Origin of the sequence: Pseudosulfitobacter sp. DSM 107133 (assembly GCF_022788695.1) — a bacterium.
Taxonomy (GTDB): Bacteria; Pseudomonadota; Alphaproteobacteria; order Rhodobacterales; family Rhodobacteraceae; genus Pseudosulfitobacter.
Genome location: NZ_CP085154.1, coordinates 1758806 through 1775948, shown reverse-complemented (window position 1 = coordinate 1775948; position 17143 = coordinate 1758806). Strand labels below are relative to the sequence as shown.

The following is a 17143-nucleotide window of genomic DNA, read 5'->3' as shown; positions in this document are numbered from 1 at the left end:
CCGTCAGCGCCCTATTTTAACAGGCTCTCAAGTTCGGCGTCAGCGGCGGAAATGTCAATGTCATCGGGCGTATGGCGTGCCGCCAATGCCGCTTCTGCGCGGCGTTGCGCCTCTGCGCCCATTTCGCCCGCAGCGGCGGCGACCTCCATGCGTTCGGCCAAAGTGCCGTTGCAATGCAGGATCACGTCACAGCCCGCATCCAGCGCACCACGCGACAGATCGGCCAACGATCCGCTGAGCGCCTTCATCGAAATATCATCGGTCATGATCAACCCGTCGAACCCGATGTCGGTGCGGATCACATCCATCACCTTGGGCGACAGGGTCGCGGGGGCGGCATCAATGGCATCATAGACCAGATGCGCGGTCATCCCCATCGGCAGATCGTTCAACGCCTTGAAGGGCGCAAAATCCTGTGCATCCAGATCGGCACGCGGCGCGGCGACGGTGGGCAGGTCGAAATGGCTGTCCTGAGTGGCGCGACCATGGCCGGGAATGTGTTTGACCACCGGCAGCACGCCGCCGTCCAGCATCCCCTGCGCGTGGGCACGGCCCAGCGTGGCCACTGTGCCCGCGTCCGTGCCATAGCAACGGTTGCGCAGGAACGGGTGGCTGTTGTCACAGGCCACATCGACCATCGGCGCACAGTTGCTGTCGACGCCAATCGCGCGCAGCTCATGGGCAATCACACGGCCGCGCAGGTACATCGCCCGCTCGGCCTGATCACCTGCTGCGGTGACAAAATCCAGCGGCGGCAACCATTCCCGCCACTGCGGCGCACGCAAACGCTGTACGCGCCCGCCCTCTTGGTCAATCGTGATCGGGCATTCAAACCCCACCGCGTTGCGCATGTCGGCGCACAGGGCGCGCACCTGATCGGGATTGTCGATATTGCGCGCGAACAGGATGAACCCAAAGGGCAGCACATCACGGAAAAACGCGATCTCGTCCGAGGTCAGCCGCAGCCCGTCCGCATCCAGGATGGTCGCGCCAAAGTTCATCGTGTGACGACCGGAATACAGTCTGCCCCCTCTGCCACAAGGGCCGAGCAGAACCGCCGCGCATCCGACAGGTCGTCAAAGCCATGGGCGCGCAAACGATAGAAGGTGCGCCCGCCACTTTGCGCCTTTTGCACGATGCGCGATTTGCCGTTCAGATAGTCACCAAAGCGCCCCTCGATGCGGGTCCATTGTTCGCGGGCCACCTCGGGGCTGTCAAAGGCCCCCAATTGCACCAGACGCGTGCCTGTGGCCAGGCTCGCCGCGTCGATTTCTTCCGTAGGCGTATCCGCAACAACAGCGGCGCGCACCGGAATCACCATATCAGGGGCAGATGCAGGGCGGACCTTGGGACGCAGGGACAACTGCGGCCCCGGACCAGTCAACACGGCCTGAACCGGTTCGGGCTGCGCAATCTGCTCGTTTGTCGTTTCGGCAAAATCGGCCTCGCCGTCTTCGTCAATACGGTCGACACCTGCGGTCAACTGGCTGACAAGTTCGTCAACCGCCCCCGTTTGCAGGGCGGCTGCCACGTCTGGCGGCTGTGTGCTGTCGTCTGTCTGTTCTGCAAGGTCGGACTGTGACCCAGAAGCCACCCCCGGCACCACCATCGACGCCAGCATCGGTGTATCGTCGTCATTCAGGGCCATCGGACGTGGTGCCAGAACCAATCGGTCGGCAGGTGCCTGCGCCACGCCATCGGCGGCCACGGCGTTCACCGAAAGCCCCTGGTTCAGGGCCAGCTGGCCGCCCGGTTCCTCGGGACGCACCCGCATGTCACCCTCGGCGGCGCGCACCACCGGAATGCCGCTGACATCACGCACCATCAGCTTGTAGCCCCAGATGCCAACACCCGTAATCAACGCCAAAGACACCACGGCCCCGGCGATATTTGTCATATTGGTCAGAGACTTGGCGGTTTCATGCCCTGCTGCACCATATTGCGCAACATAGCTGTCTTCGCCCAAGCCTTGGGTGTCGTAAACGTCTGCCATTTCTGCCTCACTGCCCGCACGATACGTCGCCGCGCCGGTCTGCTGTCACATTGCCTGCTCATAGGCTGCGGCGCTGTTTTTTCAGCGCATCTCGTCAGCCGGTGTGACACCAAGAATACCAAGACCCGCCGCAATTACAATCGCCACGGCACGCGCCAGCGCGATTTTTGCCACACTGGCCGCGTGGTTGTCATCCTGGATGAACCGCAGGCCCGTCTCATCGTTGCCCTTGTTCCACAATCCGTGGAAATCGCCCGCCAGTTCATACAGATAGAACGCCACGCGATGCGGCTCGTTGGTGCGTGCCGCCGTCTCGACCAGACGCGGCCATTCGGCCAGCTTGCCCGCCAGCGCCAGTTCCGCCGGATGGTCCAGCAACGCCAGATCGGGCGTGGCACCGGTGTCGATCCCCGCCTCGGCTGCCTTGCGCAGCACCGAGTTCACCCGTGCATGGGCATATTGCACATAGAACACCGGGTTCTCGCGGCTTTGCTCCACCGCCTTGTCGAAATCAAAGTCCAGCGGCGCGTCATTCTTGCGGGTCAGCATGACGAAACGGGTCACATCGGGGCCCACCTGTTCGACCACATCGCGCAGGGTCACAAATGTCCCTGCCCGCTTGGACATCTTGAACGGCTCGCCATTCTTGTACAGTTTCACCAACTGGCACAGCTTGATGTCCAGCGGCACAGTGCCACCGGACAGCGCCGAAACCGCCGCCTTCATCCGTTTGACATAGCCGCCGTGATCGGCCCCGAACACGTCGATCAAGGCATCGAACCCGCGCTGCACCTTGTCGTAATGGTACGCGATATCCGGCGCGAAATAGGTCCAGGCACCATCCGATTTCATCACCGGACGGTCCACATCGTCGCCGTGCTCGGTCGAACGGAACAGGGTCTGCTCGCGCGCTTCCCAGTCCTCGGGCTTTTTGCCTTTGGGCGGCTCCAGCACACCTTCATAGATCAGACCCTTGTTCTTCAGATCCTCGATCGCGGCTTCGATACGGCCGGTGCCATACAACGACTTTTCGCTGTAAAACACGTCCATTTCGACGCCCAGCGACTTCAGATCGGCACGGATCAGGTCCATCATCGCATCGGTCGAGAAATTGCGGATCTCTTCCAGCCACACGTCCTCGTCCTGCCCGACATAGGCGTCGCCCACCTTGTCCTTCAGCGCCTGGCCCACGTCGATCAGATAGTCACCGGGATATGTGCCATCGGGAAAGGCCACCTCCTGCCCGTGCGCCTCAAGATACCGCAGGTAGACAGACCGCGCCAACACATCGACCTGCGCGCCGCCGTCGTTGATGTAATATTCACGCGTGACCTCATGGCCTGCAAAATCCAGCAAGGACGCCAGCGCATCGCCAAAGACCGCGCCCCGCGTGTGTCCCACATGCAGCGGGCCGGTGGGGTTGGCGCTGACGTATTCCACGTTCACCTTGCGGCCCTGCCCCATGTCCGAGCGGCCAAAATCCGTGCCCTGCGCCAGAACGGCACCGACAACGCCCTGCCAGACCACGGGCGCCAGCCGCAGGTTCAAAAAGCCCGGTCCCGCCACATCGGCACTGACCACACGATCATCCGCCACCAACCTGGCCGCCAGCGCCTCGGCGATGTCCCGCGGCTTCAGCCCCGCGGGTTTCGCCAGCACCATGGCGGCATTGGTCGCCATGTCCCCATGTGCCGCATCGCGCGGCGGCTCGACCGTGACGTTCCCCATATCCAGACCACCGGGCAAAGCGCCCTCGGACTGCATAGCTTCGAGGTTTTTCAGCACAAGCGCGCGGATTTCGGCAAAAAGGTTCATCGGTCAGGTCCATGTCTTAGGTTTGCGCGGGTGTAGCACCTTTGCGCATGTGGTCAATCTCTGTGCGCACTCAAGGCCATTGCCAGCTTCTTTTGGCCACAAATATCCCGGGGGGCCAGGGGGCAGCGCCCCCAAAACCCGTCCGCAGACCGCGCTAACGCCCGATCAGCCGCGCATGTTCTTGCAGGGCAAAACGATCTGTCATCCCTGAAATATAGTCGCTGACGATCCGGGCCAATGCGGTTTCACTTTCCACCTCTTCCACATCCTTGCGCCATTGCTTTGGCAAATGGTCGGTGTGGGCCATGAAATAGGGAAACAGTTCCTCCACCACTTGCGTGACCTCGGCGCGCATCTTCACAACCGATGGCGCGCGGTACATGCGGTCGAACAGGAATGCGCGGATCACCTTCAGGTCCTGAAACACAGGATCCGAAAAGCGGATCACCGTCTGCCCCGCCATGCGCACGTCCGTCACCGACTGCGGGTCGATCTCGGCCAGACGGGTGCGCGCGAAATTGATGACATCCTCGACCAGCACGCCAAAGAACCGGCGCAGCGCCTCGTGGCGGCGGCGGTAATAGTTCAGGTCGGGGTACAGCGCATCGACGGCGGCAAAGTTGTCGCGCAGGATCGGCAGTTCCGCCAGTTCGTCGGTCGAAAACAGCTCGGCGCGCAGCCCGTCGTGCAGGTCGTGGTGGTTATAGGCCACGTCGTCCGCAATCGCCGCCACCTGCGCCTCGGCGCTGGCATAGGTGTGCAGTTCCAGATCGTGATGGCGGTTGTACGCCTCCAGCGCCCAGGGAATGTCACCGGTGACGGGGCCGTTGTGTTTGGCAATGCCTTCCAGCGTTTCCCAGGTCAGGTTCAGCCCGTCGAAATCGGCATAGTGGCGTTCCAGATGGGTAACGATGCGAATGGCCTGCGCGTTGTGATCGAACCCGCCATAGGGTGCCATCAACGCCGACAGCGCATCCTCTCCCGTGTGCCCGAACGGGGTGTGCCCCAGATCATGCGCCAGCGCCACGGCCTCGGTCAGCTCGGCGTTCAGCCCCAGCGCGCCCGAGATCGTGCGCGCCACCTGCGCCACCTCGATGGAATGGGTCAGACGGGTGCGATAATAATCGCCCTCGTGTTCGATGAACACCTGCGTCTTGTGCTTCAGCCGCCGAAAGGCGCTGGCGTGAATGATCCGGTCGCGGTCCCGCTGAAAGCAGGAGCGGAATGTGCTTTCCTCTTCCGGCACACGCCGTCCCCGGGCGCGGGCGGGATCAGAGGCAAAGGGTGCGCGCATATGGCTGGTCCTTGTGGCCTGTCCTTGGCGTATCTATATTGGTTTGCAGCGAACATGACACCCCCTGCAACAGCGGGAAACCTTGCGAAATACAGGATAATCCTATGAATTTGCCACCAAAAGTCACCCCCCGCGCCTTTGCCCGCCTTGCCGAGATCGGCGCCGCCGGTCAGGGTCAGGCGCTGCGTGTCGCGGTCGAGGGCGGCGGATGTTCGGGATTCCAGTACGAAATCGCGCTGGATGCCCCCAAAGACGACGATCTGGTGCTGGAAGGTTCCGGCCAGAAGGTCGTGGTCGATTCCGTGTCGCTGCCGTTCCTGGCGAACGCGGTCATCGACTTTTCCGAGGAACTGATCGGCGCACGCTTTGTCATCGACAACCCCAACGCCACCAGCGCCTGCGGCTGCGGCACCTCGTTCTCGATGTGATCCACCGGCTTGCCCCGCGCGCCCCGATGGGCGATAGCTGAGGCTCCAGCAGTGCAAGGGGCAAGCCGATGAAAATCGCCACATTCAACATCAACGGCATCAAGGCGCGGGCGCAGGCCCTGCCCGACTGGCTGGACGACTTCCAGCCCGATGTGGTGCTGCTGCAAGAGATCAAATCCGTCGACGAAGGCTTTCCCCGCGAGTTGTTCGAGGAACGCGGCTATAACGTCGAGGTGCACGGGCAGAAATCGTTCAATGGCGTCGGCATCCTGTCGAAACTGCCGCTTGAGGACGTCACCCGTGGGTTACCCGGAGATGATACGGACGAACAGGCCCGCTGGATCGAAGCAACCGTTGTGGGTGACCACGAGGCCGTGCGCCTGTGCGGGCTGTACCTGCCCAACGGCAATCCTGTGCCGGGGCCGAAGTATGAGTACAAGCTGGCGTGGATGGCGCGTATGCAGGCCCGCGCCGAGGCTTTGCTGGCCGAGGAAATGCCGTTCCTGATGGCGGGCGATTACAACATCATCCCCCAGGCCGAAGACGCTGCCCGCCCTGACGCATGGCGCGAGGACGCGCTGTTTCGTCTGGAATCGCGCGAGGCTTACCGGCGGATCCTGAACCTGGGCCTGACCGAAGCCTTCCGCACCCGCGACCCGCGCCCCGGCCAGTATTCGTTCTGGGATTATCAGGCGGGTGCGTGGAACCGCAACGATGGCATCCGTATCGACCATTTCCTGATGTCGCCCGCCGTGGCGGACATGATGGTTGATGCGGGCATTGATCGTGATGTGCGCGGGCGCGAAAAACCCTCGGATCACGTGCCGGTCTGGGTCGAACTGGCGGCATAGGGTTTGGGGGCATGATTTGGGGGCTCTGCCCCCGCGCTGCGCGCTCCCCCGGGATATTTTCAGCCAAAAGAAGCGGTGACGTCGTGGTCATACAGCCAGCTTAGACGTTTGAGGAAGGCGTTGGGGGCGAGCGTGCCCAGTGTGCGCAGGCCCGCATGGGCGATGCGCCGTTGCAGGCCGTCCAGGTGGTAGTTGCGGGCATTGGCATTGGCGGCGGCAATGGCACGGGTGACGCGTTGGGCGCGTTTGGCTTGATAGGCGGGCAATGCTTCGGCCATGGGGGCAGCGGCGCAGCATGACGCGAGGGTCCATGCGTCCTCGAGCGCCAGATTGGCGCCTTGCGCCAGAAACGGCAGTGTCGGGTGGGCGGCATCTCCGAGGATGGCAAGCCGGTCGCGGTGCCAGTGTGGTGCGACCGGATGGCGGAACAGGCCCCAGAGTTTGGGCGTTTGGACCTGCGCGATCAAGGACTTGAGCTCTGCGCAAGTGTCGGCAAAGGCCGCTTGCAGGTTCGCGGGGGCATCATCGTGGTGCCAGCCTTCGGCGGCCCAATCGGTGCGTTCCCGCACCGCGACCACGTTCAGCAGGTCACCTTTCAGCGGATAGGTCACCACATGTTTGTATGGCGCCATCCAGATGTTGGCGACGGACGGCATGTCCGTTGCCGCGACGATGCCGCGCCATGCGACCTGACCGGTGAAAAACGGCGCGCCCTGCCCGTTGAGCAGGCTGCGGGCCTGCGAATGCAGCCCATCTGCACCGACCACCAGATCGTGCTGACACAGCCCCTGATCGCTGGTTACGGTGCCGTCTGTCACAGAGGTATTGATGCGGGTGCCCAGAAGGATTTCGACACCGGCCTGACGACATGCACCGCCCAGCAGGTCGATCAAAGCGGCACGGTGGAAAAAGCGATAGGGCGGCGTTTGGGGGCTGAGGTCAAAGCGGGTGATGGCCCGCCCTGTCAGCGCGTCGCGCGGCTGCACCGCCTGTGCGCGCAGGCTGTAAGCGTCCAGTTGACCGGACAGCCCCATTGCGGCCAGAACGCGGCCGCCGTTGGGCGTAATCTGGATGCCCGCACCGACTTCGGTCAGTTCTTCAGCCTGCTCATAGACCGTCACGCCCGCGCCAAAACGCGAAAAGGCCAGCGCAGCCGCCAGCCCTCCGATGCCGCCGCCAATGACGGCGACGGATGCGTTTTCAAGATGCGACATCAGTCGTCGCGATGCACTTTCTCGCGGCGCTCGTGGCGCTCCTGCGCCTCAAGGCTCATGGTGGCGATGGGACGTGCATCCAGACGTTTCAGCGAAATCGGCTCGCCGGTGACCGAGCAATAGCCATATTCCCCTTCGTCGATGCGGCGCAGGGCTGCGTCGATCTTGCTGACCAGCTTGCGCTGGCGGTCCCGCGTGCGCAACTCAAGCGCGCGGTCGGTTTCTTCGGAAGCGCGATCTGCGACATCGGGGATGTTGCGCGTGCCGTCTTGCAGCCCCTCGATGGTGTCACGGCTGCCTGCCTGAAGTTCGATTTTCCAGTTCAGCAGCTTGCGCCGGAAGTATTCAACCTGCCGATCATTCATGAACGGCTCATCTTCTGCCGGACGATAATCCTTTGGCAGAAACATTTCCTGTTTCATAGATTTCCCCTCAACTTGGCCGACGCTGTTCATGTAAATCTCTACCATAATAATTTGTGCATGGGCCCCCTGCCGCAGCGTCTAATACAGGCGCGGTTGAATGTCACTACACAATGCGGCATGGCTGGGGCAAATTCAGCGAAACTGCGTTTCGAAATGAGGGTATTCCAGATGAAATTCACCGGCACAGAAAGCTATGTGGCAACCGACGATCTGACAATTGCGGTGAACGCCGCCGTAACACTGGAGCGCCCGCTGCTGGTCAAGGGCGAGCCAGGCACCGGCAAGACGGAACTGGCCAAACAGGTGGCCAATTCGCTGGGCCTGCGGCTGATCGAATGGAACATCAAATCGACCACCCGCGCCCAGCAGGGCCTGTATGAATACGATGCCGTCAGCCGTCTGCGCGACAGCCAGTTGGGAGAGGAAAAGGTGCATGACGTCTCGAACTATATCCGCAAGGGCAAGCTGTGGGAGGCGTTCGAGGCCAATGAAAAGGTCGTCCTGCTGATCGACGAGATCGACAAGGCAGACATCGAATTCCCGAACGACTTACTGCAAGAAATTGATAAGATGGAGTTTTTTGTCTACGAGACCGGCGAGACCATTCGTGCCGAAAACCGGCCCATCGTCATCATCACGTCGAACAACGAAAAGGAATTGCCCGATGCGTTCCTGCGCCGTTGTTTCTTTCACTACATCCAGTTCCCCGACATGGACACGCTGCGCACCATCGTCGAAGTGCACCATCCTGGCATCAAGGAACAGTTGCTGACCACCGCACTGACGCAATTCTTTGAAATCCGCGAACAGGCGGGTCTGAAAAAGAAACCGTCGACATCGGAAGTTCTGGACTGGCTCAAGCTGTTGCTGGCCGAAGATATGAGCGCCGAGGACTTGAAATCAGATGGCAAATCGGCCCTGCCCAAACTGCACGGCGCCTTGTTGAAGAACGAACAGGACGTGCATCTGTTCGAGCGGCTGGCCTTTATGGCGCGGGGTCAGCAACGCTGATCGCGCCCGCAGCATACCGCTGGTAAATCAGGCAAACCGCGCTTTTGACCGGCGCGGTTTTGTGCTCTCAAAAGGACACGATTGTGCCGCTTTGCCACCTGCCGCGGACGCAGAACGCCCGATGATCTGCGCGCCATCACAATTGTCTCGAATTCACCGTAATTTTCCCTTATCGTGATCATGATGAGGGGCGACAAGATCCCGAACCAGGCAAAATATCAGGCAGGCAGGCCCATGACAGATAAAACCGCAGTGCAGGTGCGCCCTCTTGAGGTCGCGGATCGTTCCCGTTGGGGCGAATTGTGGACCGGTTATCTGGACTATTACGAAACCAGCCTGCCCGCAGAAACCTACGACATCTATTTCAACCGTCTGCTGGGCGACGATCCGCGTGATTACAGCTGTCTGGTGGCCGAACTGGACGGCAGGCTGGTGGGGTTGACCCACTATCTGTTCCACCGCCACGGCTGGAAGGTCGAAGACACCTGTTACCTGCAAGACCTGTTTGCCGATCCCGATGTGCGGGGCATGGGCATCGGGCGGGCGCTGATCGAAGGCGTCTACGCTGCCGCAGACGCCGCAGGCGCGCCGTCGGTGTATTGGCTGACACAGGATTTCAACGCAACCGCGCGCAAGCTGTACGACCGTATCGGCACCAAGACTCCCTTTATCAAATACGCGAGAAGCTGATGCGCAAGCTGCTGTTTCCCGTCGCGTTGGTGTTGAACGCCTGTATGCCCGTCGCACACAACGATACCGCCACGCGGGGAATTGCACCCGCATCGGCCCTGCCCGCGATGAAAGTCTTTGCTGCGCCGCACCCGATCCAGACCGTCAAATCGAACCGCGACCTTGTACAGGATTTCATCGCGCTGAGTTTCGAGCTGGAATCGGGGCGCGCATTGCCCCGATTCACCCGTTTCGAAGGTCCGATCACCGTGCGCGTCACCGGCGCGCCGCCAGCGTCGCTGGGGCCGGATCTGGACCGGCTGATCGCGCGGTTGCGCACCGAGGCCGGCATCGACATTACCCGCACCAGCGGCCCGCAGGCCAGTATCACGGTTCAGGCCGTAACGCGCGATGACATCCGCAACACATTGCCCGATGCGGCCTGTTTCGTGGTGCCCAATGTCACATCGCTGGACGAATACCGGAACCTGCGCCGGTCGCCACGCACCAGCTGGGTGTCGTTGAACACCCGCGAAAAGCTCGCTATTTTCCTGCCCAATGACGCCAGCCCGCAAGAGGCGCGCGATTGCCTGCATGAAGAGCTGGCCCAGGCCATCGGCCCGCTGAACGATCTGTATCGTCTGCCCGACTCGGTGTTCAATGACGACAATGTTCACACGGTCCTGACCGGTTTTGATATGATGATGCTGCGGGCCTATTACGCGCCGGAACTGCGCTCGGGCATGTCGCGTGCGCAGGTCGCAGCGCACCTGCCGGCAATTTTTGCACGCATCAACCCCGCCGGACAAAACCGCCCTGCCCACCCGATCTCGCGCACGCCACGGGCCTGGTCGGATGCAGTGCAAACCGCGCTTGGTCCCGGAGCAAGCCCCAGACAACGCCGCATCGCCGCGGCGCAAGCGCTGGATATCGCCACGCAGATGGGATGGAGCGACCACCGCCGCGCCTTTGCCCATTATGCAAACGGGCGCTTGCTGTTAAGCACTGACCCGAACGCGGCGCACATGCATTTCCTACAGGCCGATCGCTATTATGCAGCCACGCCGGGGGCCGACCTGCACCGCGCCTATGTGGCCACGCAACTGGCCGCCCATGCCATCACCCAGGGTGACGGCACACAGGCGCTTGCCCTGATCGCGCCGCATCTGGACATGGCCGCGCGCAACGAGAATGCGGCGCTGTTGGCGACCCTGCTGATGTTGCAGGCCGAAGCGCTTGACCTGACGGGCGACAGAGCAAAGGCACGCACCGTCAGGGTGGACAGCCTTGGATGGGCGCGATACGGCTTTGGCTCGGATTGGGCTGTGCGGGCCAAAGAACGCGAAATTGCGTCCCTGAACCCGCTGAACGGATAGACGGGTACACAATATGATCGTAATCGCAACGGCTCTGATCGGGGCCATCACCGGCGGGCTGACCGCACGTCGCCGCAAGGGCAACCGTCTGGACATCGCCCAATACGCCGCCGGATATGCCATCGCCTTTGCCCTTGTCGGGCTGGTTGTCACAGTGTTGATCGACCGGGCCGCCGTCTGATGTTCCTGCGGTTCTTCGATCAGTTGCGCAAGGCCGGTGTGCCGGTGTCGCTGCGCGAATTCCTGGCCTTTCTCGAAGGCATGAAGGCAGGTCTTGCGACCTATGACGTCGAGGCGTTCTACTATCTGGCCCGTGTGTCGATGGTGAAGGACGAGCGCAACATCGACAAATTCGACCGCGCCTTTGCCGCCACCTTTGACGGGCTGGAAGAAATCAGCATCGAACAGGTGATGGAAGCCGTGGACATCCCCGCCGACTGGCTGGAAAAGCTGGCTGAAAAGCATCTGAGCGCCGAGGAAATGGCCGAGATCGAAGCCGCCGGCGGGTTTGAAAAGCTGATGGAAACGCTGAAAAAGCGGCTCGAAGAGCAAAAGGAACGCCATCAGGGCGGATCGAAATGGATCGGCACGGCGGGCACCTCGCCTTTTGGCGCCTATGGCTACAACCCCGAAGGGGTGCGCATCGGTCAGGACAAGTCGCGCCACCAGCGCGCGGTCAAGGTCTGGGACAAACGCGAATTTCGCAATCTGGACGACACGGTCGAACTGGGCACGCGCAACATCAAGGTGGCGCTGAAACGCCTGCGCCGCTGGGCGCGCGACGGTGCGCAGGAAGAGCTGGACCTGAACGGCACCATCCGCGCCACCGCCGAACACGGGTATCTAGATGTCAAAACCCGCCCCGAGCGGCGCAATGCGGTCAAGGTGTTGTTGTTTCTGGATATTGGCGGGTCGATGGACCCCCACGTCAAAGTCATGGAAGAGCTGTTTTCGGCCGCCAAGTCCGAATTCAAGCACATGGAACATTTCTATTTCCACAACTGCCTGTACGAAGGCGTGTGGCGCGACAACCGCCGCCGCTGGGACGCGCAGACGCCCACGCACGAGGTGCTGCGCACCTATGGGCCGGACTACAAATGTATCTTTGTGGGTGATGCGTCGATGTCGCCCTATGAAATCGCCTATGCCGGCGGGGCCAACGAACATTGGAACCCCGAAAGCGGGCAGGTCTGGCTGGAACGGGTGCGCGCGCAGTGGAACAGCACGCTGTGGATCAATCCGGTCCCCGAGAAATACTGGGACTATACCCAGTCGATCAAGATGATCCGCGACATCATGGGCACCGATGCGATGGTGCCGATGACGCTGGAAGGATTGTCGCGCGGCATGAAGGCGTTGACGCGCTAGGGCAATAGGCTCGCAGAAATGGAAAACTTCTGCCCACACCGGCCACCAAGCCCGGAACAAGGTACGCGCTGCCCGCTGAGACGGGTAACACAAAGGCCGAATTCCGCAGCTTTTCCCCTGCCGTGCAATTTCACTTGGCGAAGAACACATCCCGCCGTACCGTGCCGGAATGTCTGACGCACCTGAAACACATATCAACCTCGCCGACTTCACCGCCGATCCCTATCCGGCGCTGGCAAGGATGCGTGCGAAGACACCTGTGACCTACGTCCCCGAACTGGGTGCCACGCTGATCACCCGCCGCGACGACATCCACACGCAGGAAAAGCGGATCGAGGTGTTCTCCTCGCGCCAGCCAGACGGGCTGATGACGCGCCTGATGGGCGAGAACATGATGCGCAAGGACGGCGAAGCGCATATGGCCGAACGCCGCGCGCTGTTCCCCGCCCTCAGCCCGCGCACGGTGCAGGAGCATTGGAAACCGATCTTTCAGGCCGCCGCCCGCGAACAGATCAAGCGGCTGATCCCGCGCGGGTCGTGCAATCTGGTGACCGATTTTGCCATGCCGGTGTCGGCCATGGCGCTCAAGGCGATCACCGGGCTTGAGGCGATGACCAACACCGAAATGGACGGCGTCAGCCAGTCGATGATCGACGGCTGCGCCAACTATGCGGGCGACAAGGGGATCGAAAGCCGCTGCAAGCGTGCGACACGGTTCATCGACGATCACATCACCGATGCGTCGCAATCGCCCCCGGATCGCTCAGCCCTGCAAGTGATGACCGACGCAGGCCTGCCCGAGGACAGCATCCGCGCCAATATCAAGCTGATCATCTCGGGCGGCCAGAACGAGCCGCGCGATGCGATTGCCGGCACCATCTGGGCGCTGTTGACCCATCCGTCGCAGCTGGAAATGATCCGCGACGGGCGGGCCACTTGGGCCGACGCCTTTGCCGAATATGCCCGCTGGATTTCCCCTATCGGCATGTCGCCCCGCCGTGTGGACCGCGCCGACACCGTGCTGGGCGTGACCTTTGAACCCGAGGACCGCGTGTTCCTGATGTACGGCTCGGCCAACCGGGACGAGGCGCATTTCGCCGCGCCGGATAATTTCGACATCACCCGCAACACCCAGCCTGCCATCAGTTTCGGCGCAGGCCCGCATTTCTGCGCAGGGGCCGCCGCCGCGCGCTGTCTGATCACCGAGGTGGCGCTGCCGCTGGCGTTCACCCACCTGAAGAACCTGCGGCTGGCGGGCGATGTGCCGTTCACCGGCTGGGCCTTTCGTGGTCCGGTGAAAATGCCGGTCAAATGGGACAGCTGAGTGTTGCCCTGCCCCTGCGCACGCCCCATATCTGATATATGTTGAAGTTCACCCCGATCCTGTTGGCGGTTCTCTACGCGCTTGTGATGTACCGGTTTTCGGTCTGGCGGCTGAAGGGCGAGCTGGACCAGAAATCCACTGAACTGGCCGACCCGATGCTGCGCACGCTGTGCGACCGGATGGCCGCTGCGCTGGACCTGCCGCGCATCCGTGTTCACATCTACGAAGTGGCCCCGATCAACGGGCTGGCCGCGCCCGACGGGCGTATCTTTATCACACGCGGGTTCTACAACGCATTCCGCGAGGGCAAGGTGTCGGCGGACGAACTGGCATCGGTCATCGCGCATGAGCTGGGGCATGTGGCCCTGGGACATTCGCGCCGCCGGATGATCGACTTTTCGGGACAGAACGCCCTGCGCACGGCCATGGCGATGGTGCTGTCGCGGTTCCTGCCCGGCATCGGCGTGTTGATCGCCAACGGGTTGACCAGCCTGCTGGCGGCACGGCTGTCGCGGTCGGATGAATACGAGGCGGACGCCTATGCCGCTGCCCTGCTGACCAAGGCGGGCATCGGCATCGCGCCGCAGATCAGCCTGTTTGAAAAGCTTGAGGCGCTGACGCAAAGCAATTCCGGCGCGGCCCCTGCGTGGTTGATGAGCCACCCCAAAACCACCGAACGCATCGCTGCATTGCGCAGCTTGGATGCGAAATGGGCGCGGGATTAATCCAGCGCCTTGCCGATGCGTGGCAGGCGTGCCTTTTTCATCAGGGCGCGCATGGTCCAGTCGGTGCCAGACATCGCCCGCGCCTGTTTCAGTACATATTCGCCCACATCCTGTACAACTTCGGGCTGGTTCTGCCAGACCTGATGCAGGTAGCCATCGGGGTCGATGCGGCTCAGCCCCTCTTCGGCCAGGATGTTGCGGGGGAAATCCTTGGCGTTCAGGGTCATGATGACGTCGGACGATCCGGCAATCGCAGCACCCAGAACGTGAATGTCGTTCGCATCCGGCAGCCACAGTCGTTGCAACAACCCCGCCTGCGGGGTGATACTGGCGCGGGGCCATACGGCTTGCAACATCGCAATCTCGCCGCGCGCCTGCGCTTCACCCTCGGGGCCCAGCCGTGCGGCGGCGCGGGCCCATTCTTCCAACAGGCGCGGCGACCATTGCGGTTCGAACACGCCTGCGGACGCGACGCCCAGCACCATTTCCCGCATCACGGTGGGATAAAGCACACAGGCGTCGATCAGGATCTTCACGAAGGGCCGCTTACAGCCGGAAGACCAAGGCTTTGAGATAACCGCTTTCGGCCAGTGCCGGCAGCAGCGGGTGGTCGGGTCCGGCAAAGCCGGTGTGGATCAGCGCCGCGTGGCGTCCTGCCCGCCCGATGCCCCGCACACAGGCCGAGCGGAACTGCGTCAGGTCGGCGGCGTGCGAACAGGAACACAGCACCAGAATGCCGTTCTCGGCCACCAGCGGTGCCGCCAGACGTGCCACACGTTCATAGGCACGCAAGCCCGGCTCAAGTGCCTTGCGCGAGGGGGCAAAGGCGGGCGGGTCACAGACCACAACCTCGAACGGGTCAACCTGCCCTTCCAGATCGGCCAGCACCTCGAAGGCGTCGCCCTGGCGGGTGTCAAATTTGTCCGACACGCCCATGGCGTCCGCACCGGCACGCGCCAGTTCCAGCGCCGGGGCCGAGCCATCGACCGCCAGCACATGTTCCGCACCGCCCGCCAAAGCGGCAAGGCCGAAGCCGCCGACATGGCTGAACACATCCAGCACCCGCGCGCCCTTGGACAGGCGTTTGGTAAAGGCATGGTTGGGGCGCTGGTCGAAGAACAGACCGGTTTTCTGACCCGTGGCCAGATCGGCCATATAGGTCGCGCCGTTCATCGACACCGCGACGGGACCATCGGGCTGGGTGCCCAAAAGCACTTCGTTCACGTCGTTCAGCCCCTCAAGGCTGCGTGTCCGTCCGCCGGCGTTTTTCAGGATGTTGGTGCAACCTGTCACTTCGGCCACGGCAGATGCCAGATCGGCCAGCATCATTTCGGCCCAAGCGGCGTTGGGCTGGATCACGCAGGTGTCGCCGAAACGGTCGATGATCACACCGGGCAGCCCGTCGGCTTCGGCGTGGATCAGACGGTAGAAGGGTTCGTCGAACAGTTGCGCGCGCAGGATCTGGGCGCGGGCCAGATGTTTGACCAGCCATTCGCGGTTGATCTGCGCGGCCGGATCACTGTCCAGCATCCGCGCAATGATCTTGCTGTCGGGGTTGACGGTGACCACGCCCATGGGCGTGCGGTTCTCGTCCACCAGTTCGGCAATGGTGCCGGGGGCCAGACCGCGCGTGCGGCGGTCGGTCACCAGTTCGTTGGCATAGACCCAAGGAAAGCCGTGACGGATGGCACGGGCGTTGGCTTTGGGCAAAAGGCGGACCACGGGACGGTCGGATGGACGGTCTGCGGGGGCATCGGAATGCAATGAGGGCGCTGTCATAGCGCCCTCATACATGGATATTGTGGTGAAATGGAAGATCAGAGTTGGTTGATCGCCTGCATGAAACCCAAGTGGGGGTTCTCGAAACCCTCGACGCTGGTCATTTCCTGACGCAGCACCTCGGCCAGGTGGGCCGTGATGCGCACCTTTTGGGTCTCGCCGCGCGCTTCGGCCTCGATTGCCCGCTGACCGCCAAAGGCTTTGAGGTCGGCCTTGACCTGATGCGGTTCGCCCAACAGCGCACCGGTGGTGGCGTCGCGCAATTGCATGGTAAAGGCGATGGAATGCACGCCGCCCACGGTATAGCGCGCCTTTTCGGTCAGCGCATGAAAGCGCGATACGGTGATGTCCAGGATCACGGGATAATCGCCACTGATGCTTTGCGCGCCCTGCTGCATCGCGGCCTCGAAAATGGCTTTGACCTGCGTGTGACGATCCCCCATCGGGTCCTCGCGCCATACGATGTCACCGGAAGGATAATACCGGTTGGCCTCGGAGACCTTCAGCGACTGCGGTACATCCACATTGATCTGTGTGATGTGCAGCGCAGGCGTGGCTGCAATCGAAGGCTCTGCAGCGGCAAGGGACATCGCGTCAACCGGCGCTGATGCAAAAGCGGGCGTGGTTTCAAACGGCGCGTTGCGCGTGGCGGTTTCGATGTTTGCACAGGCCGACACCATGGCGCCCAGTCCCAGCAATGTGATCAGTTTCATCAGTTTCATATCCATCTCCGGTGGCACGGTTATCTGCTCGGGTTGTGTGCCTTCAGGAGATGTTTGACCGCGAAATCGGGCGGCAATGCGTCATTAATACAGAATTGTCGTGAATTGTTGATGGCGCAATGGATTGTTTAGGGTCGGGTGGGTCTGAA

The 17143-nt window shown here is 62.1% G+C and carries 18 protein-coding genes; 9 read left to right on the top strand and 9 right to left on the bottom strand.

Going from position 1 to position 17143, the window contains the following annotated elements:
* Positions 1-11: 11 nt before the first annotated feature.
* From nagZ to DSM107133_RS08690, 4 genes are all read right to left on the bottom strand, one after another.
* Entirely contained in the window at positions 12-1001 is a 990-nt protein-coding gene (gene nagZ / locus DSM107133_RS08705; protein WP_114295660.1) for a beta-N-acetylhexosaminidase, read from the bottom strand.
* Positions 998-1993: an SPOR domain-containing protein gene (locus DSM107133_RS08700; protein ID WP_240310707.1), complete on the bottom strand. Its 996-nt coding sequence runs from the start codon at positions 1991-1993 to the stop codon at positions 998-1000. Before DSM107133_RS08700 ends, nagZ begins: the two co-directional genes overlap by 4 nt.
* A gap of 81 nt (positions 1994-2074) precedes the next feature.
* Complete coding sequence (gene argS / locus DSM107133_RS08695; RefSeq protein ID WP_114295661.1) at positions 2075-3808, bottom strand: arginine--tRNA ligase; 1734 nt, start codon at positions 3806-3808, stop codon at positions 2075-2077.
* A gap of 154 nt (positions 3809-3962) precedes the next feature.
* Entirely contained in the window at positions 3963-5102 is a 1140-nt protein-coding gene (locus DSM107133_RS08690; RefSeq protein WP_114295662.1) for a deoxyguanosinetriphosphate triphosphohydrolase, read from the bottom strand.
* A gap of 104 nt (positions 5103-5206) precedes the next feature.
* Between DSM107133_RS08690 and DSM107133_RS08685 the strand changes: the two genes are divergently transcribed.
* The gene (locus DSM107133_RS08685; protein WP_114295663.1) at positions 5207-5530 is read left to right on the top strand and encodes an iron-sulfur cluster assembly accessory protein; all 324 of its coding nucleotides are present in this window, start codon (positions 5207-5209) and stop codon (positions 5528-5530) included.
* Between the two features lie 68 nt (positions 5531-5598).
* A complete protein-coding gene (xth, locus tag DSM107133_RS08680) occupies positions 5599-6381 on the top strand; it encodes an exodeoxyribonuclease III (protein ID WP_114295664.1) in 783 nt (260 codons plus the stop codon).
* Between the two features lie 59 nt (positions 6382-6440).
* Here the strand turns inward: xth and DSM107133_RS08675 are convergent, their stop codons facing one another.
* On the bottom strand, positions 6441-7595 hold the full coding sequence (locus tag DSM107133_RS08675) for an FAD-dependent monooxygenase (RefSeq protein ID WP_114295665.1): 1155 nt from the start codon (positions 7593-7595) through the stop codon (positions 6441-6443).
* Positions 7595-8017 carry an RNA polymerase-binding protein DksA gene (dksA, locus tag DSM107133_RS08670; protein WP_114295666.1) on the bottom strand — a complete coding sequence of 141 codons (423 nt, stop codon included), beginning with the start codon at positions 8015-8017 and terminating at the stop codon, positions 7595-7597. The genes DSM107133_RS08675 and dksA overlap by 1 nt, the downstream gene beginning before the upstream one ends.
* Before the next feature lie 171 nt (positions 8018-8188).
* Between dksA and DSM107133_RS08665 the strand changes: the two genes are divergently transcribed.
* From DSM107133_RS08665 to DSM107133_RS08635, 7 genes are all read left to right on the top strand, one after another.
* Positions 8189-9031: a MoxR family ATPase gene (locus DSM107133_RS08665; RefSeq protein ID WP_114295667.1), complete on the top strand. Its 843-nt coding sequence runs from the start codon at positions 8189-8191 to the stop codon at positions 9029-9031.
* A 234-nt stretch (positions 9032-9265) separates the two neighbouring features.
* Positions 9266-9721, top strand: coding sequence for a GNAT family N-acetyltransferase (locus tag DSM107133_RS08660; protein WP_114295750.1), 456 nt, complete (start codon positions 9266-9268; stop codon positions 9719-9721).
* A complete protein-coding gene (locus DSM107133_RS08655) occupies positions 9721-11076 on the top strand; it encodes a DUF2927 domain-containing protein (RefSeq protein ID WP_114295668.1) in 1356 nt (451 codons plus the stop codon). The genes DSM107133_RS08660 and DSM107133_RS08655 overlap by 1 nt, the downstream gene beginning before the upstream one ends.
* Positions 11077-11089: 13 nt before the next feature.
* Positions 11090-11257, top strand: coding sequence for an apolipoprotein acyltransferase (locus DSM107133_RS08650; RefSeq protein WP_114295669.1), 168 nt, complete (start codon positions 11090-11092; stop codon positions 11255-11257).
* Positions 11257-12444 carry a VWA domain-containing protein gene (locus DSM107133_RS08645; RefSeq protein ID WP_114295670.1) on the top strand — a complete coding sequence of 396 codons (1188 nt, stop codon included), beginning with the start codon at positions 11257-11259 and terminating at the stop codon, positions 12442-12444. Before DSM107133_RS08650 ends, DSM107133_RS08645 begins: the two co-directional genes overlap by 1 nt.
* A 169-nt stretch (positions 12445-12613) precedes the next feature.
* Positions 12614-13768 (top strand): cytochrome P450, encoded by a 1155-nt coding sequence (locus tag DSM107133_RS08640; RefSeq protein ID WP_114295671.1) that lies wholly within the window; start codon positions 12614-12616, stop codon positions 13766-13768.
* A gap of 38 nt (positions 13769-13806) precedes the next feature.
* On the top strand, positions 13807-14493 hold the full coding sequence (locus DSM107133_RS08635; protein ID WP_114295672.1) for a M48 family metalloprotease: 687 nt from the start codon (positions 13807-13809) through the stop codon (positions 14491-14493).
* Here DSM107133_RS08635 and DSM107133_RS08630 read toward each other — a convergent pair.
* Genes DSM107133_RS08630 through DSM107133_RS08620 form a run of 3 tightly spaced genes read right to left on the bottom strand, consistent with a single transcriptional unit; the run spans position 14490 to position 16994 of the window.
* Positions 14490-15029: a PIN domain-containing protein gene (locus DSM107133_RS08630; protein WP_114295673.1), complete on the bottom strand. Its 540-nt coding sequence runs from the start codon at positions 15027-15029 to the stop codon at positions 14490-14492. The two genes, DSM107133_RS08635 and DSM107133_RS08630, sit on opposite strands and share 4 nt — an antisense overlap.
* Positions 15030-15039: 10 nt before the next feature.
* Positions 15040-16272 (bottom strand): class I SAM-dependent rRNA methyltransferase, encoded by a 1233-nt coding sequence (locus DSM107133_RS08625; RefSeq protein WP_114295751.1) that lies wholly within the window; start codon positions 16270-16272, stop codon positions 15040-15042.
* Positions 16273-16310: 38 nt separating this feature from the next.
* A complete protein-coding gene (locus DSM107133_RS08620) occupies positions 16311-16994 on the bottom strand; it encodes a DUF6778 family protein (RefSeq protein ID WP_114295674.1) in 684 nt (227 codons plus the stop codon).
* Between the last annotated feature and the right edge of the window lie 149 nt (positions 16995-17143).